Raw genomic sequence first — 15,135 nt, 5'->3', positions numbered from 1 at the left:
CAGGTGGTCCATTAGGGACAGTTAATGGACCAGTCGGCCAGTGCCGAAATCCCTCCGCACGGGATCAGGCATGCAGAATGAAGTCGTTTGCAGTGAGATGGCTTTTGACCACGTCCTGAAGCAAAATCGTGTTGGTCTGCACCACCGCGTCGGGCGCATCGAGATGGATCAGCGTATCATTACCGACCTGGGTGGCGTGCGCATCGAGCCAGGCCGTCAGAGTATTGCCAGTCGTCGGCGCATTCGGCATGTGGAGATCGATCCGGTCTTCGCCCTGCGTGAAGTCGGTGATCGAATGCTGACCTTGGTTGCTAGTGAAGACGAACTGGTCCTTGCCGGCGCCGCCGGTCATGGTGTCGCTCGCGTCGGTCGCGAGGATCACGTCCTTGCCGGCTGTTCCCTTGAGCGCGACCGGAGCTGTGTCCGACAGCGCAAAGATGAAATTCACTGAATCGGATGCGCCGGCATTATCGGTGACCATTACCGTCACCGTCTCGGTGGTTGGATGCGCCGAGTTGCCGGGCGCATAGGTGATGCCCTGTGTGAGGCCCGCGTTGATAGCGGCAAAGTCCTGTGCGCCGCCTCCTGCGGGCGTCGCATGGCCCCACCCGTCAGCGGTGGTCACCGTGAAATTGCCGCTCGTGGAATCGATATCCGTGACGGAAATCCCCTTGAGCGTGACCTGCCCGGACGGGCTTTCCGACACCGAAAGGTTTTCCGTCGAGATCGTTGGCGCGTCATTGACCGGTGCAACGTCGAAGCTGACGGTGCCGGTTGCGGTCGCAACGCCATCGAACAGCGTATAGGTGAAACTGTCGGCGCCGTTAAAATTCGCAGCCGGGTGATAGGTGATGATATTGCCGTCGAGCGTCACCGTTCCGCCGTGGGTGCTCGTCGCGCTGACCGCGGTTATCGAAAGCGAGCTTGGGTTCAGGGCAGTGTCGTTCTGCAGCAGCTGTCGCGTCGTCAACGTCGTCCCGGTATCTTCGCGGAATGCGACCTGTCCGGGCAACCCGCCAACTTCCTCGATAAAGACGCGTCCGTTGTCGAAGCCCGGTTCGTCGTTCCATCCCAGATTTTGGCGGTCGGCGACGCCCTCGATATGGATGTATTGCGTATTCGCACCGCCGCCGCCGTTTGGCTCGTGTGTGGCCCAGTGCGTGTAGCTAACAGGCTCGCCCGCCTCCGGACCGGTCACCCAGTAGAAATGTCCGGAGCCGTGCGCATCATCATTGCTCACGCCGCCAAGCCATGCGCGATAGCCGGCGGCGAGCGGTCCGACAAAATCCTGTTCGGATTGGCTGGTAATCGTTGCGAGATAGGCGCCGTCAGCCTGGGCCGCCATCTTTGCAACGCCCCAGCTCATCGCCGTCGTCACCAGCCGATAGTAATGGCCATTGTCGGTATCGAGATGCCAGCCGTCGCCGGCGGGCAGCGCCGCATTGACGATGTGATCCTCGTTCGCGACTGGCGCCGGATGCGTGAGCAGACTGCTGCCGCCGAATGGAGCGCTTGTGCTATTGAACGATGAGCCGTCGTCCGCCTTGATCGTAAAGCTCGGCGTCGTCGTGCTGCCGTCCTGCGCGAAACGAACATGGTTGGCGTTCAGCTCAGCCGTCGTGAAGCTCGTATCGGTCGTCCACGACCACCGTCCGTGGCTGTAATTGTAAGTCTCGAAATGGCCGCCTTTGACATTGGAGACGGTGAATTTGAAGCTGCTGCTGTCAGGATCGCAGATGCCGAAATTCGATACGTGGAGCAGGACGCTGCCGCCCTGATCCACGCTGAAGTACGCGCTTTCGATCTTCGGCGCGTCGTTGACCGGGATGAAGACCACGGTGCTGTCGACCGGATCGCTCAGGTGATTGGGTGTATCGGTGTGGTTGTCGTCGGCCGTGACGCTATATGACGGCGGAATTCCGCCGCCATCATGCGTGAAGATAACCCGGCCGGTCTTCAGGTCTGCGGTGGTGAAGTGATCGGTCTCGACCCAGCTGTTTCCCTGCTTGATCTTGAACACGCCGTGTTCGACGTCGGAGACCGTGAAGGTGAAGCTGTTGTCGTCGGGATCGCTGACGAGAAAATTCAGGACGGTCAGGACGACTGTGCCGCCTTCGGCAATCAGCAGCGGCGCTGCAAGCATCTTCGGCGCGTCATTGACGTGCTCGATCTCGATGGTGCTGCGGAACGTGTTGCTGACATTATGCTCGCTCTGGCCGTCATCGGCCTTGATCGAGAAGCTCGCATCGTACTCACTGCGGTCATGCACGAACCGGACGCGGCCCGAGTCGAGATCGTCCGAGGTGAATGTGGAAGTATCTCGCCAGCCGGTGCCGGTCAGGATCTGGAATTTACCGTGGCTGACCTGCGACACGCTGAAGGTGAAGTCTTGGCTGTCTGGATCGCTCACGCCGATGTTGCTGGCAGACAGGATCGTGATTCCACCTTCAGTCAGGGCAAAGGAAGCGGACTTGATCACCGGCCGGTCATTGGTGCCGGTGATGGTGATGGTTTCGGTCTGGGGGGTCTTGCCGCCCTGCCCATCTAAGATGTCGTAATTGACAGTCACCACCATCTTCTCGCCGGCGGCGAGATGATCGAAAGCCTTGTTGGCCGGATCGTAGGTCAGCGACGCGCCGTTGAGCGAAAATCCGACCGGAAGCGCCGTCGAATCGTTCTTGCCGACCGTGTAATGGACGTTGTCGATCGACAGCGTGCCACCGTCCGGGTCGCGGGCGCACTCCAGGAGATTAACCGTGACCGCGCAGTCACCCTCGTTTGCAGCAGAGGTCAGCGGACCTTTGACAACCGGTGCCAGATCGGAGAATGCGACAGTCTGGAGTTCAACAGGGCTCTGGCTATTCGACGTCCCGCTGCCGTCGTCAACCTGAAGGTTGAAGGATGGCGGACCGCTGCCGTCGCTGATGAAGTGGACGCGCCCGGCGATCAGGTCGGCCATGGTGAAGGTGATCGTCTGACCGCCGCCCTCATCGAAAGCCGCAACGCGGAACAGACGAAAATTATTCGAATCAACCACAAACGTGCCGCCGCTCACATTGCTGACGGTAAATGTGAAGTCTGAGCCGACATCCGGGTCACTGATGGTGAAGCTCGTTGCGCCGAGCGTGACTTCTCCGCCCTGAGGCACTGTGAAGTTCGTCGATACGATTGTCGGCTGGTCGTTCACGCCCGTAACCGTAATCGTCTCGGTTTGCGCGACGGTCGCCCCATGAGCGTCGATGACGTTGTAGGTGACAGTGATGGTCGCGATCTGGCCTTGGCCGAGATAGGCAAAGGCGCTCGGATCGACATGCAGCGTCGTGCCGGTCAACGTCACGCCGGTCGGCGCAGCGTTCTGTGCGGTGCCACCGTTGAGCGCGAACTTGACGTTGCCGACAGTCAGAGTCGCGGTTTCGCCGAGATCAGCGTCCGAGGCGCCGGCCAGCAGGTTGAAACTCTGGACACCATCATCCTGGCTCGCTGCAGCGGTCAGCGGCGACACCACGACCGGCACGTCGTTGGTGCCATCGACCGTGAAGGTCAGCGTCTCATGGGTCGTGTCCGGTCCCGACTGGCTGTCGAAGCCGATGGTGTAGACGGCCTGCTGTCCTGCGCCAAGGAACGCGAAAGCGGCGGGATCATAGGAGACATGGCCGGTTGCCGGATCGACTACGATGAGCGTCTTGAGATCGAGTGCGGCCGGCGTGCCGCTTGGCCCGCTCGCCGAAATGACGCGCGCGGTGCCCGGCACATAGGGCGTTGCCACGTCACCGATGTCTGGATCGTTGATCCGGACCTGGTCCCTGATATCGAAACTGTTCTGGTTGACCGGCAGCGTGACGACGACGGGCGTCACCGTGATGATCGGTGCGGTATTGAAGCGCGTGAAGGTGACGTCGATCGGCGACGTGTTGGAGCCGTCGCCCTGCAGCTTGATCGGGACGGTGTAGGGCTGGTTCGGCAGAAAATCCGGAATAATGAATTTCAAGGGATCCGGACTGGTGCCGGAATTGGGATCGCCCGGAGATGAACCGCCGCCGGGTCCGCTGCGCGGATTGGCATTCGGAACGTAGTTCGGAAAATAGGTCTGCAGCGTCTGCTCAATGATCGCCCGTGCGATCGGCGTCAGCGGATCGGCGACACCTGTGGACGTATCGCCATTGCCGAGCACGCTGGTGACCTGACCGGCCGCATTGACGGTGCCGATCGCCTGGCCGCCCGTCTTGCTATACAGCACATAAGAGCCGGTCACGCCGTTGGGCTCGACCAGAACCTGGAATTTCACCGGCGGTGCGCCGCCCTGTCCGGGCACTTCGAAACCGATCTCGACCAGCACCGCAGTGCCGCGGATGCCCATCGTGGCAACCGGCGTATCGACGCGCATGTTGCCATGCTTGGCAGTTTCACCGGCAACGAAGGTGATCGTGCCCTGCACGAGGCTGAGCAGAGATGAATTCGACGATCCCTGGGGATCGTAAACCATCTCGTTCAGCACCATGCGTGCGTTGGCCGAGAGGCCGAACACGGTGCCGTCAATGAAAGTCATGGTCAGCGATGAGTCCCCGCCGGCCTGGACAACGTCGCCCTTCTGCACCTGATCGCCGACATTGAGCATCACGGAGACGCCATTGCGGATCGCAGTTGCGCTGCCGGCTAGCTTGCTGACGGTGCCAATGACTTGCGCGGCAGCATTGGCGCCGCCGCCGAGCTGGGCGACCTGCACTTCGCCGACGAGGGCAGTAACGAGGTCGCCGGACAGCTGCGCGCCATCGGGCGACGACAGTGCTGCGCGCAGCGAACCCTTGAAATAGTCGGAGACGACGTGTTCGTGCCCGTCCTTGGACAGCACGAGATCGACGCCGGAGCGCTTGTAGTCGCCGGAGAACAGCAGGTTGGCATCCTGCACGACAATCGCGGAACCGGCCGTATGAGCGGAAAACGTATGGCCAATACTGCCGCCACCAGCCGTTGGTTCGGCCGGAGCATCGCCAGATTGCGAAAATTCGAATGGACCCGCGTAGTTCAATGTCTACCGCGCATGGTTATGGTTATTAATTAGCTAATTTGCGAGCCATGCATACCACCGCGGGGTGCAATGCGATAGTGGACGTCTGCGCATCATTTTTCAAGCTATCGGCTGCTTTGTGAAATCATCTGGATGCCCTTGATCCATATAGTAAATTTTCATTAACGATGTTCCGAGTTCAATCTGTGCTCCCGTTTAGGGAACTCAACGCGCGGGAACAAACGCATGAGGTAATATAATCCTCTAATTTGGCGATTTCGATAAAATTGTAGCCAAGCCGGTTAGTCCCCTTTCAGCCTGTCCGCGAACTTCGTCGACCCGGCTAACCCCTTTTAATCCCGTCGAAAATCCCCCGCCTCAAGATGGCCCCACAAATGATCCGGTCACGTGCGAGCAGCCCAGCTTGCCGATGCCCGGACAGACGGGGCGTCTATGATGTGGACTTCTGCTTTTGCGCGGGTGCGCTGCGCGTCTGTGCTGGCCTTGGGGCTGGCGATTTTCGCGGCACCCACGGATCTCACGGCCGGAACGGCCTTCCCTGACCAGGCGATCAGCGCTGTCGACCGGCCTGCGGAGCCGTTTGGCCTCTCCACATCGGCGCTGCCGGAAGGCGAGCTCAAAGCCAAGTGGCGCGGGGTGGAACGCGAGCAGGACGACGAGCAGCTTGCCCTCGAGCTTTGTGCCGAGACGCCCGTCCGCTGTTCGCCCGAGGCAGCAAAGTTTCTGGATATCGTTGGCGATGCCAGCGCGCGCGACGGTCGCGCCCGTATGGGTGAGGTCAATCGCGCGATCAATCTGGCGGTTCGGCCCGGCGATGATCTTGTGCTCTATGGCGCAACGGATGTCTGGCGTTCGCCGCTGGCACTGTTCGCCACGGGCGCCGGCGATTGCGAGGACTACGCCATCGCCAAATTCACCGCATTACGTGCCGCCGGCGTTGCGGCCGAGGATCTGCGGGTCGTGATCCTGCGCGACACGCTGCGCCAGGAGGATCACGCCGTTGCGGCCGCTCGTCTCGATGGCCGCTGGTTCATGCTCGACAACCGTCGCATGGCGATGGTCGAGGACGTCAACATGAAGAACACCCGGCCGCTCTTCGTGATGGATCAGAACGGTATCCGGCAATATGTCGATGCGCCGCTGCTGGCAGCTACGCAGCGTTCCGTTGCGGATGAAGCAGCTCTGACCACGCTGGCATCCAGCGCCAAAAAGACATCGGGCCGCCCCGCGCTGTAAGCGGAACGGCCCGTATCCGATCGAAGCATCGGTCCGTCGCCTGATTTAGGCCACGCGAACCTTGGTCAGGAAGTCCGTCACCGCCGATTGCAGCATGCTGGCCTGTCCGTCGAGCTCGCGCGCACCGTTGAGCACCTGGCCGGCCGCCTGTCCCGTGGCGGTGGCTGCCGCGTTGACGCTGCCGATATTGGAAGCGATTTCGCTGGAGCCGGTGGCTGCCGCCTGAATGTTGCGGGCGATTTCGCGGGTCGCGGCGCCTTGTTCCTCGACGGCCGATGAGATCGCCATCGAAATCTCGCTCATCTTCTCGATGGTCGCACTGATATTGCCGATCGCCGAGACGGCATCGCCGGTTGTCGACTGCATGCTGGCAACCTGCGCCGAGATTTCCTCCGTCGCCTTGGCTGTCTGGGTTGCCAGGGCCTTTACCTCCGAGGCGACGACCGCGAAACCGCGTCCCGCTTCGCCCGCACGGGCGGCCTCAATGGTGGCATTGAGCGCCAGGAGGTTGGTCTGCGCTGCAATCGTGTCGATCAACTGCACCACAACGCCGATCTTCTCGGCTGCGCCGGACAGGAGCTGAACCGTTGCGTTGGTTCGGTCTGCTTCGCCGACGGCCTGCCGCGCGATCTCGGTCGATTGCGCAACCTGCCGCGAGATTTCCTCGACGGAGGCGGTCAGTTCTTCCGCTGCGGCGGCAACGGTCTGCACGTTGTTCAGCGCCTTCTCGGACGCCATGCTGACGCTGGCAACGCGATCGGTGGTTTCGCTTGCGGTGTTGGTCATGGACGATGCGGTAGCCTGCATTCCAGCCGCGGACGTGGCAACCGATTTCACGACGCCGTTGACGCTTTGCTCGAAGCCATCGGCAAGGCTGTTCATCGCTGACTTGCGTTCGGCGGCGACGCGCTGCTGGACGGCGACCTCTTCCTGCTCGAGGCCATGCATGCGGATCGCATTATCCTTGAACACCTGCACCGTCGTAGCCATCGCACCGATCTCGTCGTGACGGCCGGCGCCGGGGATCTCGGCTTCCAGCTTACCGTCAGCGAGATCCCGCATGCGGGTGCCGAGCTGGCTCAGCGGCCTCGTGATGCTGCGGGCGATGAACCACGCGATCAGGCCGGCGACAACAGCGATACCGAGGATCGCTGTCGCCAGCGACCAGATGATCGGCGTCAGCTTCGCATCGAGATCGTCGAGATAGGCGCCGGTGCCGACGAACAGATTCCAGTCGGGCACGGCAACCGCATAGGAGAACTTGCGGATCAATTCGGTCGTACCCGGCTTCATGTATTCGTAATACAGCGTGACATCGCCCTTGGCGGCGACGCCGTCGCGCAACTCGCGAGTCAGCGCACGGCCATTGGTCGGGACGTCCAGCCGGTTGGTACCGAACTGTTTCGGATCCGGCGTCACCAGCGCGATGCCGTTCATGTCATAGGAGAAGACGTAACCGTTGCCCTTGTCATAAGTCATCGTGCGGGCGCGCTTGACGAATTCCTGGATCGCGGCATCCTTCGTCAACTCGCCGGCTGTCACCTGCTTCTGCAGACCGAGCGCCATGTTGCGCGCCGTTTCGACGATGGCGAGAACCTGCTCCATGCGAGAGCTGCGCATCTCGGCGCTGACGAGGCGTGTCGCCTGCACGCCGGCGAGGCAGAGACCGATCAGAGTGACGGTGACGAGAAGCCCAAGCTTGGCGGAAATCGGCAGGTTATTGAGCAGCTTCACGGAAAAGATCTCCAGCAATCGCGAGCCATGCTTGGATGGCGGTACAATGCTGCACGATACGCAGATGCGTCTTAGAACTTCCTTAATCGTAATTCTCAGGAGTCTCCGACGATTGTGGCTTGGAAAGTTCGCCGCTTCACCTGCAAATTCAGCGGGCTGCGTGTCGAGCTGACTCAAAATACGCCTTGCGCGGGCGCGGATTCGGAGCGTCAAATGCCGGCCATAAAAACAAACGGGGAAACGATATGGGGCGTCTCGACAACAAGGTCGCAGTCATCACCGGTGCAACGAGCGGCATCGGATACCGTACGGCGGAAATCTTCATCGCGCAGGGTGCGAAAGTCGTGATTGCGGGGCGTCGTGCGTCGGAAGGCAATGCGCTCGCTTTGAAGCTCGGCGCAAATTGCAGTTTCCGTCAGACCGACGTTACCGATGAAGCGCAGATGAGTGCACTGATCGGTCACGCGGTCGAGAAATTCGGCCGCATCGATTGCCTGTTCAACAATGCCGGTGGTCCGGCGCCGACCGGTGGTATCGAGGGCCTCGACGTCGATCGTTTCGATGCAGCGATGGCGACACTCGTACGCAGCGTCATGCTCGGCATGAAACATGCCGCCCCGCATATGAAGAAGCAGGGCTCGGGCAGTATCATCAACAATGGCAGTATTGCCGGCCGGCTCGCCGGCTATTCGTCCTCGGTGGTCTATGGCGCCGCCAAGGCGGCGGTTATCCATCTGACCAAATGCGTGGCGATGGAACTCGGCGAGAGCGGCGTGCGCGTCAACAGCATCTCGCCGGGCGCCATCGCGACCGGAATCTTCGGCAAGGCGCTGGGACTATCGGTGGAAGCAGCCGAGCAGACGCCGGCGCTGATGCGCGAGGCGTTCAAGGCTGCGCAGCCGATCCCGCGCGCTGGTCTGCCGGACGACATCGCTCATGCCGCCGTCTTCCTCGCCAGCGACGAGTCGTCTTTCGTCAATGGCAACGATCTGGTGGTCGATGGCGGTGTCACCGGCGGTCGCAATTGGAGCCAGCAGCAGCAGGGTTATGTCGCGATGCGCAAGGCGTTCGGCCAGGACAATGGCTGACGGGCAGGGGAGCGAAGAATGTCCATCACATGCGATGTGATCGCACCGAGGCTGCCCGAAGCCCGCTGTGTGTCTGTTGCCGTTGCCGCGGGACTGATGTGTGCGATTGCCCTTGGCAAGGCACTCCCGACGACAATGGACGCCTTATCGACGGTTCTGGCGCCGCTCTGCGCCGTCAGTAGTAATGGCTCCAGCGCCAATCCCGGCGATGCGGTGGAGCTGATCACGTCGCATGCGCTGCCGAATGTGCCGGGCAAGCGCGTGACCATTGTGCGCGTGTCCTATGGACCCGGCGGCTTCAGCGCGCCGCATCGTCATTCGGGCACGGTGACAGCCTATATCACCAAGGGCGAGATCCGCTCGCAGCTCGGCGGCGGCCCGGTCGAAACCTTCAAGGTGGGGCAGTCATTCTTCGAGCCGCCGGGCTCGACGCATCTCGTTTCGGCCAATGCGAGCAATACGGAGCCGGCCGAGCTGATCGCGGTGTTTGTGGCCGATGAAGGCGCGCAGCTTACGATGCCGCTGGACTAGTTGCGGTGATCGAGGCTGGCGTCTTTGGCATGACGCGTCCATGCCGTTGCAGAAAGGACAAACCTGCGGCCGTCACCTGAACGACGGAGCCATGTCCGGCGATGTGCATGCGCGTGGCAAATCCACGATCGATGCAGTCTTCCCACACCGTCAGTCGTGGGCACGACGTCCGCCATGCATCGAGCACGTCGGCATAGGATCTGGGTTCACGCGCGATCCATTCCAGAAGATCAAGGATCAGGGGATCGAGGTCACGGGGTGCGAGCTCATGGGGCATGGCGTTGTCTGCCTCCCGCGATCAGGGCCGGCGCAATCCGCACCGCCCCATGCTATCGATACGCATATAATAAGAACCGGGAGACATTCCATGTCCAGAACTTTGCGAGCCATGCTTGTCGCTGTGGCGACCCTTGCTGCCACGGCCAGTGCACCCGTTGCGGTGCAAGCGCAGACCAAACCCAAGGTCACGTCGCTGGGGCCCGATTTTCCGAAGACCGAGATATTCATCGGAAACAGCTTCTTCTATTTCAACAACAGCATGCACAGCCACGTGCTGGCGCTGGTGCGTGCCGCCGATCCCGCCAACAGGACGAGCTATCAGGCGACTTCGGTGACCATCGGCGGTTCCGGCTTCGAATGGCACGATGTCGAGAGCTATTTCCGACCCAACGCCATCGCGTCCTATTCCTTCGACGACAATAACAACATCATCTTCAACACGCGCGAGCGGCTGTTCGACGCTGCGATCATGATGGATTGCAGCCAGTGCCCGATCCATCCCAAGCTGAAGTCGGTCTTTACTGAATATGCGAAAAAGGATGCGGATATCGTCCGTGCCCATGGCGCGAAACCGGTCTTCTTCATGTCCTGGGCCTATGAAGACAAGCCGGAGATGACGCAGCAACTGGCCGAAGCCTATACGGTCGCCGGCAATGACAACAACGCCTTGGTGATTCCGGCAGGGCTGGCATTTGCCAGGATGCGCGCGAAGCAGCCCGAGCTCAATCTCTACCAGCCCGACAGGCGTCATCCGAGCATGGCAGGCACATACCTTGCGTCCTGCGTGGTCTTCAGCGCGCTGACGGGTCGCTCACCGGTGGGCAATCCGTATCTCGCGGGTCTCGACGAAGCGACTGCGAAGATACTGCAGATGGCGGCGTGGGAAACGGTGCAGGACTATTACGGGAAGTGAGCGGCAGCCTCTCCCCGTCATTGCGAGCGCAGCGAAGCAATCCAGTCTTTCTTCGCCGAAGTGAAGAGCTGGATTGCCGCGTCGCTTCGCTCCTCGCAATGACGGAGCAAAGGCCTGAGCCGGGCTTACCCTTTCTTCTGCAGATTCGGTGCATTGACCAGTGGAATCGCCACGCGTCCCGGCCCGGTGAGCGGCAGCGCTGCCGCCGCTTTCTCGTTCGCCATGATCTTGGCCATCACGGCCTGTCCAGCGCGTTCGAACACCTCGCGGTTCTCGATCACGAATTGCTGCGACTTGCGCAGTGATGCGATGTAGCCGTTGATCTCCGGCACCACGTAGCGCGCCACCATGTCCCAGCTGCGCCTCGCGTTTTCCGGATTGGCCCAGTCATGCACGAAGCCGATGATGGTGCCGACACCGCCTGAAACCTGCATCAGGTTCTTGATGGTCTTGATGAGGTCATCCGGCGTGCCGATGGTCGAGGCCGCATTCTCGCCGCCCGCCGTCTTTTCCACTGCGTCCTCGGGTGAGGTGAAGGGCTCCAGGCCCGGCCGCTGCAGCGTACCGACATTATATTCGTTGTGCCAGCGCATCAGGCCGGGGCCGGCCTCGCGCGCGGCCTGTTCGCGGGTCTCGGCGATATGCCAGGACAGCAGCACGCGCCAGTTGGCGCGATCGACCGTGGTGCCGTGTTTCTTGGCGGCGTCTTCCGCAAAGCCCCATTGCGTCGGCAGTGCCATCAATCCCTGCGTCGACATCGAGCCCAGCGAGATGATGCCGATGCCGTATTTGCCGGCCAGTGTCATGCCAGACGGGGAGATCTGCGACGCCACCACGAACGGCATCTCCTCCTGCAGCGGCAGGATCTGCAGCGCAGCGTCGTTCATGGTGAACCAGTCGCTCTTTGCGGTGACGCGCTCACCGTTGAACAGACGGCGGATGATGGCGATGGCTTCGTCCTGGCGGTCGCGCTGGGTCATCGGGTCGATGCCGAGCGTATGCGCGTCGGAGGCGAGGGCACCCGGGCCGGAGCCGAAGATCGCGCGGCCGCCGGTCATGTGATCCAGCTGCACCATGCGCTGCGCGACATTGTAGGGATGATGATAGGGCAGCGAAATTACGCCGGTCCCCAGGCGAATGCGCTTGGTGCGTTCGCCTGCCGCGGCGAGGAACATCTCCGGCGAGGCGATCATCTCCCAGCCCGACGAATGATGCTCGCCGCACCAGAATTCGTCGTAGCCGAGCGCATCGAGCTGCTCGACGAGATCGAGGTCCCTGCGGAACTGTAGCATCGGGTGCTCCCCGATCGGATGATGCGGTGCGAGAAAGGCGCCGAACTTCACGCGAGCCATAGTGTTTCCTCTTTGTAATGTTTTTCGTTACGCGCAGCCTATGGCCGTATGTCGCGGCATTCAATGCAGTCCGCTGCATGGCCGCGACGCGCTGCCGCACAATGCCGTCTTGCGGAACGATTGGGCGGATCACCATTTAATGCCGGCACCGCTGCGTTTCCCGCAGGCGGGCAGGAGGACAAATGAGCTACTTCAAGACCGCGATTCTGCTGGCCGGCATGACCGCCCTGTTCATGGGCGTCGGCTATCTCATGGGCGGCGCGTCGGGTGCGATGATCGCGCTGGTGGTTGCCGCCGGCATGAATATGCTCGCCTACTGGAATTCGGACCGCGCGGTGCTGTCGATGCACGGCGCCCAGCCGGTTGATGCACGTAACGCGCCGGACTTGTATCGCATGGTCGGCGAGCTCGCCCACAATGCCGGCCTGCCGATGCCCAAGATCTACATCATGGACAATCCGCAGCCGAACGCATTCGCCACCGGCCGGAATCCGGAGAACGCCGCTGTCGCCGTGACCACCGGCCTGATGCAGCAGCTCACGCGCGAAGAACTCGCCGGCGTGGTGGCGCATGAGCTTGCGCATATCAAGCATCACGACACGCTGCTGATGACCATCACCGCCACCATCGCCGGTGCGATCTCGATGATCGCCCAGTTCGGCATGTTCTTCGGCGGCAACCGCAACAGTAATGGCCCGGGCATGATCGGTCAGATCGCGCTGATGATCCTGGCGCCGCTTGCGGCCATGTTGGTGCAGATGGCGATCAGCCGGACGCGTGAATATGCCGCCGACGAGATGGGCGCACGGATCTGCGGCCAGCCCATGTGGCTCGCTTCGGCGCTGGCTAAGATCGACAACGCCGCGCATCAGATTCCGAACGAGGATGCTGAGCGCGCGCCGGCGACCGCGCATATGTTCATCATCAATCCGTTGTCGGGTCGTGCCATGGACAATCTGTTCACCACGCATCCGGCGACGCAGAACCGAATCGCGGCGCTGCAGCAGCTCGCGGGTCAGATGGGTTCACAGTCGCAGGCACCAGCGCGCAGCGCGCCTGCAGCAAGTGGTACGTGGAACGGCGGTCAGTCGCGTCCGCGCGGTCCGTGGGGCTAGAAAGCGGCTTCGACTTAACGAGATTGGTCGCCGCGCAGCACCATTCGGTTCAATGAAAACCGGACATGGCTGCGCGGCTATTCGCTGCGCTTTAGTCCGCTTGTTTCCATATCCTAAATCGTCATCGTGTGCGCTCCTGAAACGAGGACGCATGACTCATGCTCGGACGCATTCTGACAGTTGGCTTGTTTGTTTTGTTCGGTGCATGTGCGGCAAAGGCCGATGCGACGATTCCCAACAAGGATATCCCCGGTGCCCGAGATAGTGCGCTGCTGAAGCGTTACGACGGCTCCTTCATCATCAGCTACGAGCGCCTCGCCTTCACTGACTTCACCATCCCGCTGTCGAAGCTCGAAAAGACGGGCGATAGCGACCGCGATCGCATGAACAATCAGGTCTACAAGCCCGGCAAGGTTCTCGAGGTCGAGGGCGCACGCACGCGCATCACCTATCTGCTGCCGGCCAATCGTTCGCCGCTCGAAGTGCTGCGGAACTATCAGGATGTGGTCAAGGCAGCCGGCGGCGAGGTGCTCTATAGCTGTAAGACCGATGACTGCGGCGGCGATCCAACGCGCTCGGCCGCGGGCGGCGGCGGCGATATGAGCCTGCTGATGTATTTCGTCGCTGAGGCGCAGTTAAAAGACGGTGATTTCTCCAATGGCAAATGCGCCATGGCGTCTCATCTCGACGATCAGCGTTTCTTCGCTGCCAAGATCCCGCAAGCTGGCGACGATGCCTATGTCACCGTGCAGACTTACCTCGTGAAGGACGACCTCTACTGCAAGGCCTTCAACGAGCGTACGGTCGCTGTCGTGCATATCGTCGAGCCGAAGCCGCGCGAGCAGAAGATGGTGGTCGTGAAAGCCGACGAGATGGCGAAGACCATCGGCTCTACCGGCCGCGTTGCGCTCTACGGAATATTCTTCGACACCGGCAAGGCTGACCTGAAGCCGGAATCATCGCCGACCCTGCAGGAGATTGCGGGTCTGCTGTCGTCGGATCCGAAGCTTGCCGTGTTGATCGTCGGTCACACCGACAATCAGGGCGCCTATGACTACAATCTCGATCTGTCGCGCCGCCGTGCGGAGTCGGTTGTGGCGGCGCTCACCACGAGCTTCCGCGCCGATGGCAAGCGCCTGCGCGCAGCCGGTGTCGGCATGCTCGCACCCGCAGCATCGAATGACGCGGATGACGGCCGCGCCAAGAACCGGCGTGTGGAGGTCGTGAAGCTGAACTGATAGCAACGGATGTTCGGCTGGGTGGGCTCGCCCGTGTCAGCTTCTTCGGATAGGCGCAGTTCTGTTGGAGAAGGCATATCTCTCCGGATTCGACCAAAGCCCAATAGTGTCGAAGAGGCAGACGGGGATATTGGTATCTGAAGTTGATGGAAAGGTTGTTGCCCGGACAGATAGAAGGGTAATCGCATGACGCCCGATGCCGTCGCCTTGGCCTCTATGGTCCTTCTGATTTTCTCGATGGGCTTCTTTCTGCTGTCGTCACCGGCCTTTCTGCTGGTGAGGCTGGATATTCCGGAAGTGACTCAGTTACTGCGGGGCCTGTTCCGCTCTTATTTTCTGATGGTCGCTATCGCCGGTGTCATCGCAACAACGGCCTTTGCACTGGCTGGTCGACTGGTTTTCACTATCGGCATCGGCTTGATCGCGGCTTTTGCGATCTGGGCGCGGGGCTGGTTCTTGCGGCGGATGGATAGTCAGATGAGCGCACGAGACGCCGGTGATGCCGAGGCCGTGCGCCGGCTCCGACGGATGCATTGGGGCGGCATGCTGTCGAACGCATTCCAGCTTGCCGCCATTATCGGCAGCATCCCCTACGTCATGTCGGCCTGATCAGCCTCGCGGCA

The 15,135-nt window shown here is 61.4% G+C and carries 11 protein-coding genes; 7 read left to right on the top strand and 4 right to left on the bottom strand.

The genetic code is table 11. The features are described 5' to 3' along the window. Positions 1–64: 64 nt before the first annotated feature. Entirely contained in the window at positions 65–4,906 is a 4,842-nt protein-coding gene (locus RSO67_RS16320) for a cadherin-like domain-containing protein (protein WP_315839728.1), read from the bottom strand. 555 nt (positions 4,907–5,461) lie between these two features. On the opposite strand from RSO67_RS16320, the gene RSO67_RS16315 reads away from it, so the two are divergent. Then, the gene (locus RSO67_RS16315) at positions 5,462–6,262 is read left to right on the top strand and encodes a transglutaminase-like cysteine peptidase (RefSeq protein ID WP_410001895.1); all 801 of its coding nucleotides are present in this window, start codon (positions 5,462–5,464) and stop codon (positions 6,260–6,262) included. Between the two features lie 45 nt (positions 6,263–6,307). On the opposite strand, the gene RSO67_RS16310 is transcribed toward RSO67_RS16315, so the two are convergent. Then, positions 6,308–7,996 carry a methyl-accepting chemotaxis protein gene (locus tag RSO67_RS16310; protein ID WP_315839726.1) on the bottom strand — a complete coding sequence of 563 codons (1,689 nt, stop codon included), beginning with the start codon at positions 7,994–7,996 and terminating at the stop codon, positions 6,308–6,310. A 245-nt stretch (positions 7,997–8,241) separates the two neighbouring features. On the opposite strand from RSO67_RS16310, the gene RSO67_RS16305 reads away from it, so the two are divergent. Together RSO67_RS16305 and RSO67_RS16300 are read left to right on the top strand one after the other, a co-directional pair. Then, positions 8,242–9,084: a glucose 1-dehydrogenase gene (locus RSO67_RS16305; RefSeq protein ID WP_315839725.1), complete on the top strand. Its 843-nt coding sequence runs from the start codon at positions 8,242–8,244 to the stop codon at positions 9,082–9,084. 18 nt (positions 9,085–9,102) lie between these two features. Then, positions 9,103–9,615 carry a cupin domain-containing protein gene (locus tag RSO67_RS16300; protein WP_315839724.1) on the top strand — a complete coding sequence of 171 codons (513 nt, stop codon included), beginning with the start codon at positions 9,103–9,105 and terminating at the stop codon, positions 9,613–9,615. Here RSO67_RS16300 and RSO67_RS16295 read toward each other — a convergent pair. After that, positions 9,596–9,892 carry a hypothetical protein gene (locus RSO67_RS16295; RefSeq protein WP_315839723.1) on the bottom strand — a complete coding sequence of 99 codons (297 nt, stop codon included), beginning with the start codon at positions 9,890–9,892 and terminating at the stop codon, positions 9,596–9,598. The two genes, RSO67_RS16300 and RSO67_RS16295, sit on opposite strands and share 20 nt — an antisense overlap. 111 nt (positions 9,893–10,003) lie before the next feature. Here RSO67_RS16295 and RSO67_RS16290 point away from each other — a divergent pair, with 111 nt between their 5' ends. Beyond that, a complete protein-coding gene (locus RSO67_RS16290) occupies positions 10,004–10,807 on the top strand; it encodes a DUF4886 domain-containing protein (RefSeq protein ID WP_315844271.1) in 804 nt (267 codons plus the stop codon). A 125-nt stretch (positions 10,808–10,932) separates the two neighbouring features. On the opposite strand, the gene RSO67_RS16285 is transcribed toward RSO67_RS16290, so the two are convergent. After that, complete coding sequence (locus RSO67_RS16285) at positions 10,933–12,159, bottom strand: LLM class flavin-dependent oxidoreductase (RefSeq protein WP_315839722.1); 1,227 nt, start codon at positions 12,157–12,159, stop codon at positions 10,933–10,935. Between the two features lie 182 nt (positions 12,160–12,341). Between RSO67_RS16285 and htpX the strand changes: the two genes are divergently transcribed. The 3 genes from htpX to RSO67_RS16270 all read left to right on the top strand — a co-directional run bounded on the left by htpX (position 12,342) and on the right by RSO67_RS16270 (position 15,121). Then, the gene (gene htpX / locus RSO67_RS16280) at positions 12,342–13,274 is read left to right on the top strand and encodes a zinc metalloprotease HtpX (protein ID WP_315839721.1); all 933 of its coding nucleotides are present in this window, start codon (positions 12,342–12,344) and stop codon (positions 13,272–13,274) included. A gap of 158 nt (positions 13,275–13,432) precedes the next feature. Beyond that, on the top strand, positions 13,433–14,512 hold the full coding sequence (locus tag RSO67_RS16275) for a DUF4892 domain-containing protein (RefSeq protein ID WP_315839720.1): 1,080 nt from the start codon (positions 13,433–13,435) through the stop codon (positions 14,510–14,512). Between the two features lie 186 nt (positions 14,513–14,698). Then, entirely contained in the window at positions 14,699–15,121 is a 423-nt protein-coding gene (locus RSO67_RS16270; RefSeq protein WP_089263479.1) for a hypothetical protein, read from the top strand. The last annotated feature ends 14 nt before the right edge of the window (positions 15,122–15,135 follow it).

The sequence above is a fragment of the Tardiphaga sp. 709 genome (assembly GCF_032401055.1).
Taxonomy (GTDB): domain Bacteria; phylum Pseudomonadota; class Alphaproteobacteria; order Rhizobiales; family Xanthobacteraceae; genus Tardiphaga.
This window is presented reverse-complemented; position numbering and strand designations above follow the sequence as displayed.

What these genes read in the sequence shown, in the direction of transcription:
- RSO67_RS16270 (WP_089263479.1), top strand. Translation starts at nt 14,699, where the DNA reads ATGACGCCCGATGCCGTCGCCTTGGCCTCTATGGTCCTTCTGATTTTC.
- RSO67_RS16305 (WP_315839725.1), top strand. Translation starts at nt 8,242, where the DNA reads ATGGGGCGTCTCGACAACAAGGTCGCAGTCATCACCGGTGCAACGAGC.
- RSO67_RS16285 (WP_315839722.1), bottom strand. Translation starts at nt 12,159, where the DNA reads ATGGCTCGCGTGAAGTTCGGCGCCTTTCTCGCACCGCATCATCCGATC.
- RSO67_RS16315 (WP_410001895.1), top strand. Translation starts at nt 5,462, where the DNA reads ATGTGGACTTCTGCTTTTGCGCGGGTGCGCTGCGCGTCTGTGCTGGCC.
- htpX (WP_315839721.1), top strand. Translation starts at nt 12,342, where the DNA reads ATGAGCTACTTCAAGACCGCGATTCTGCTGGCCGGCATGACCGCCCTG.
- RSO67_RS16300 (WP_315839724.1), top strand. Translation starts at nt 9,103, where the DNA reads ATGTCCATCACATGCGATGTGATCGCACCGAGGCTGCCCGAAGCCCGC.
- RSO67_RS16295 (WP_315839723.1), bottom strand. Translation starts at nt 9,892, where the DNA reads ATGCCCCATGAGCTCGCACCCCGTGACCTCGATCCCCTGATCCTTGAT.
- RSO67_RS16275 (WP_315839720.1), top strand. Translation starts at nt 13,433, where the DNA reads ATGCTCGGACGCATTCTGACAGTTGGCTTGTTTGTTTTGTTCGGTGCA.
- RSO67_RS16290 (WP_315844271.1), top strand. Translation starts at nt 10,004, where the DNA reads ATGCTTGTCGCTGTGGCGACCCTTGCTGCCACGGCCAGTGCACCCGTT.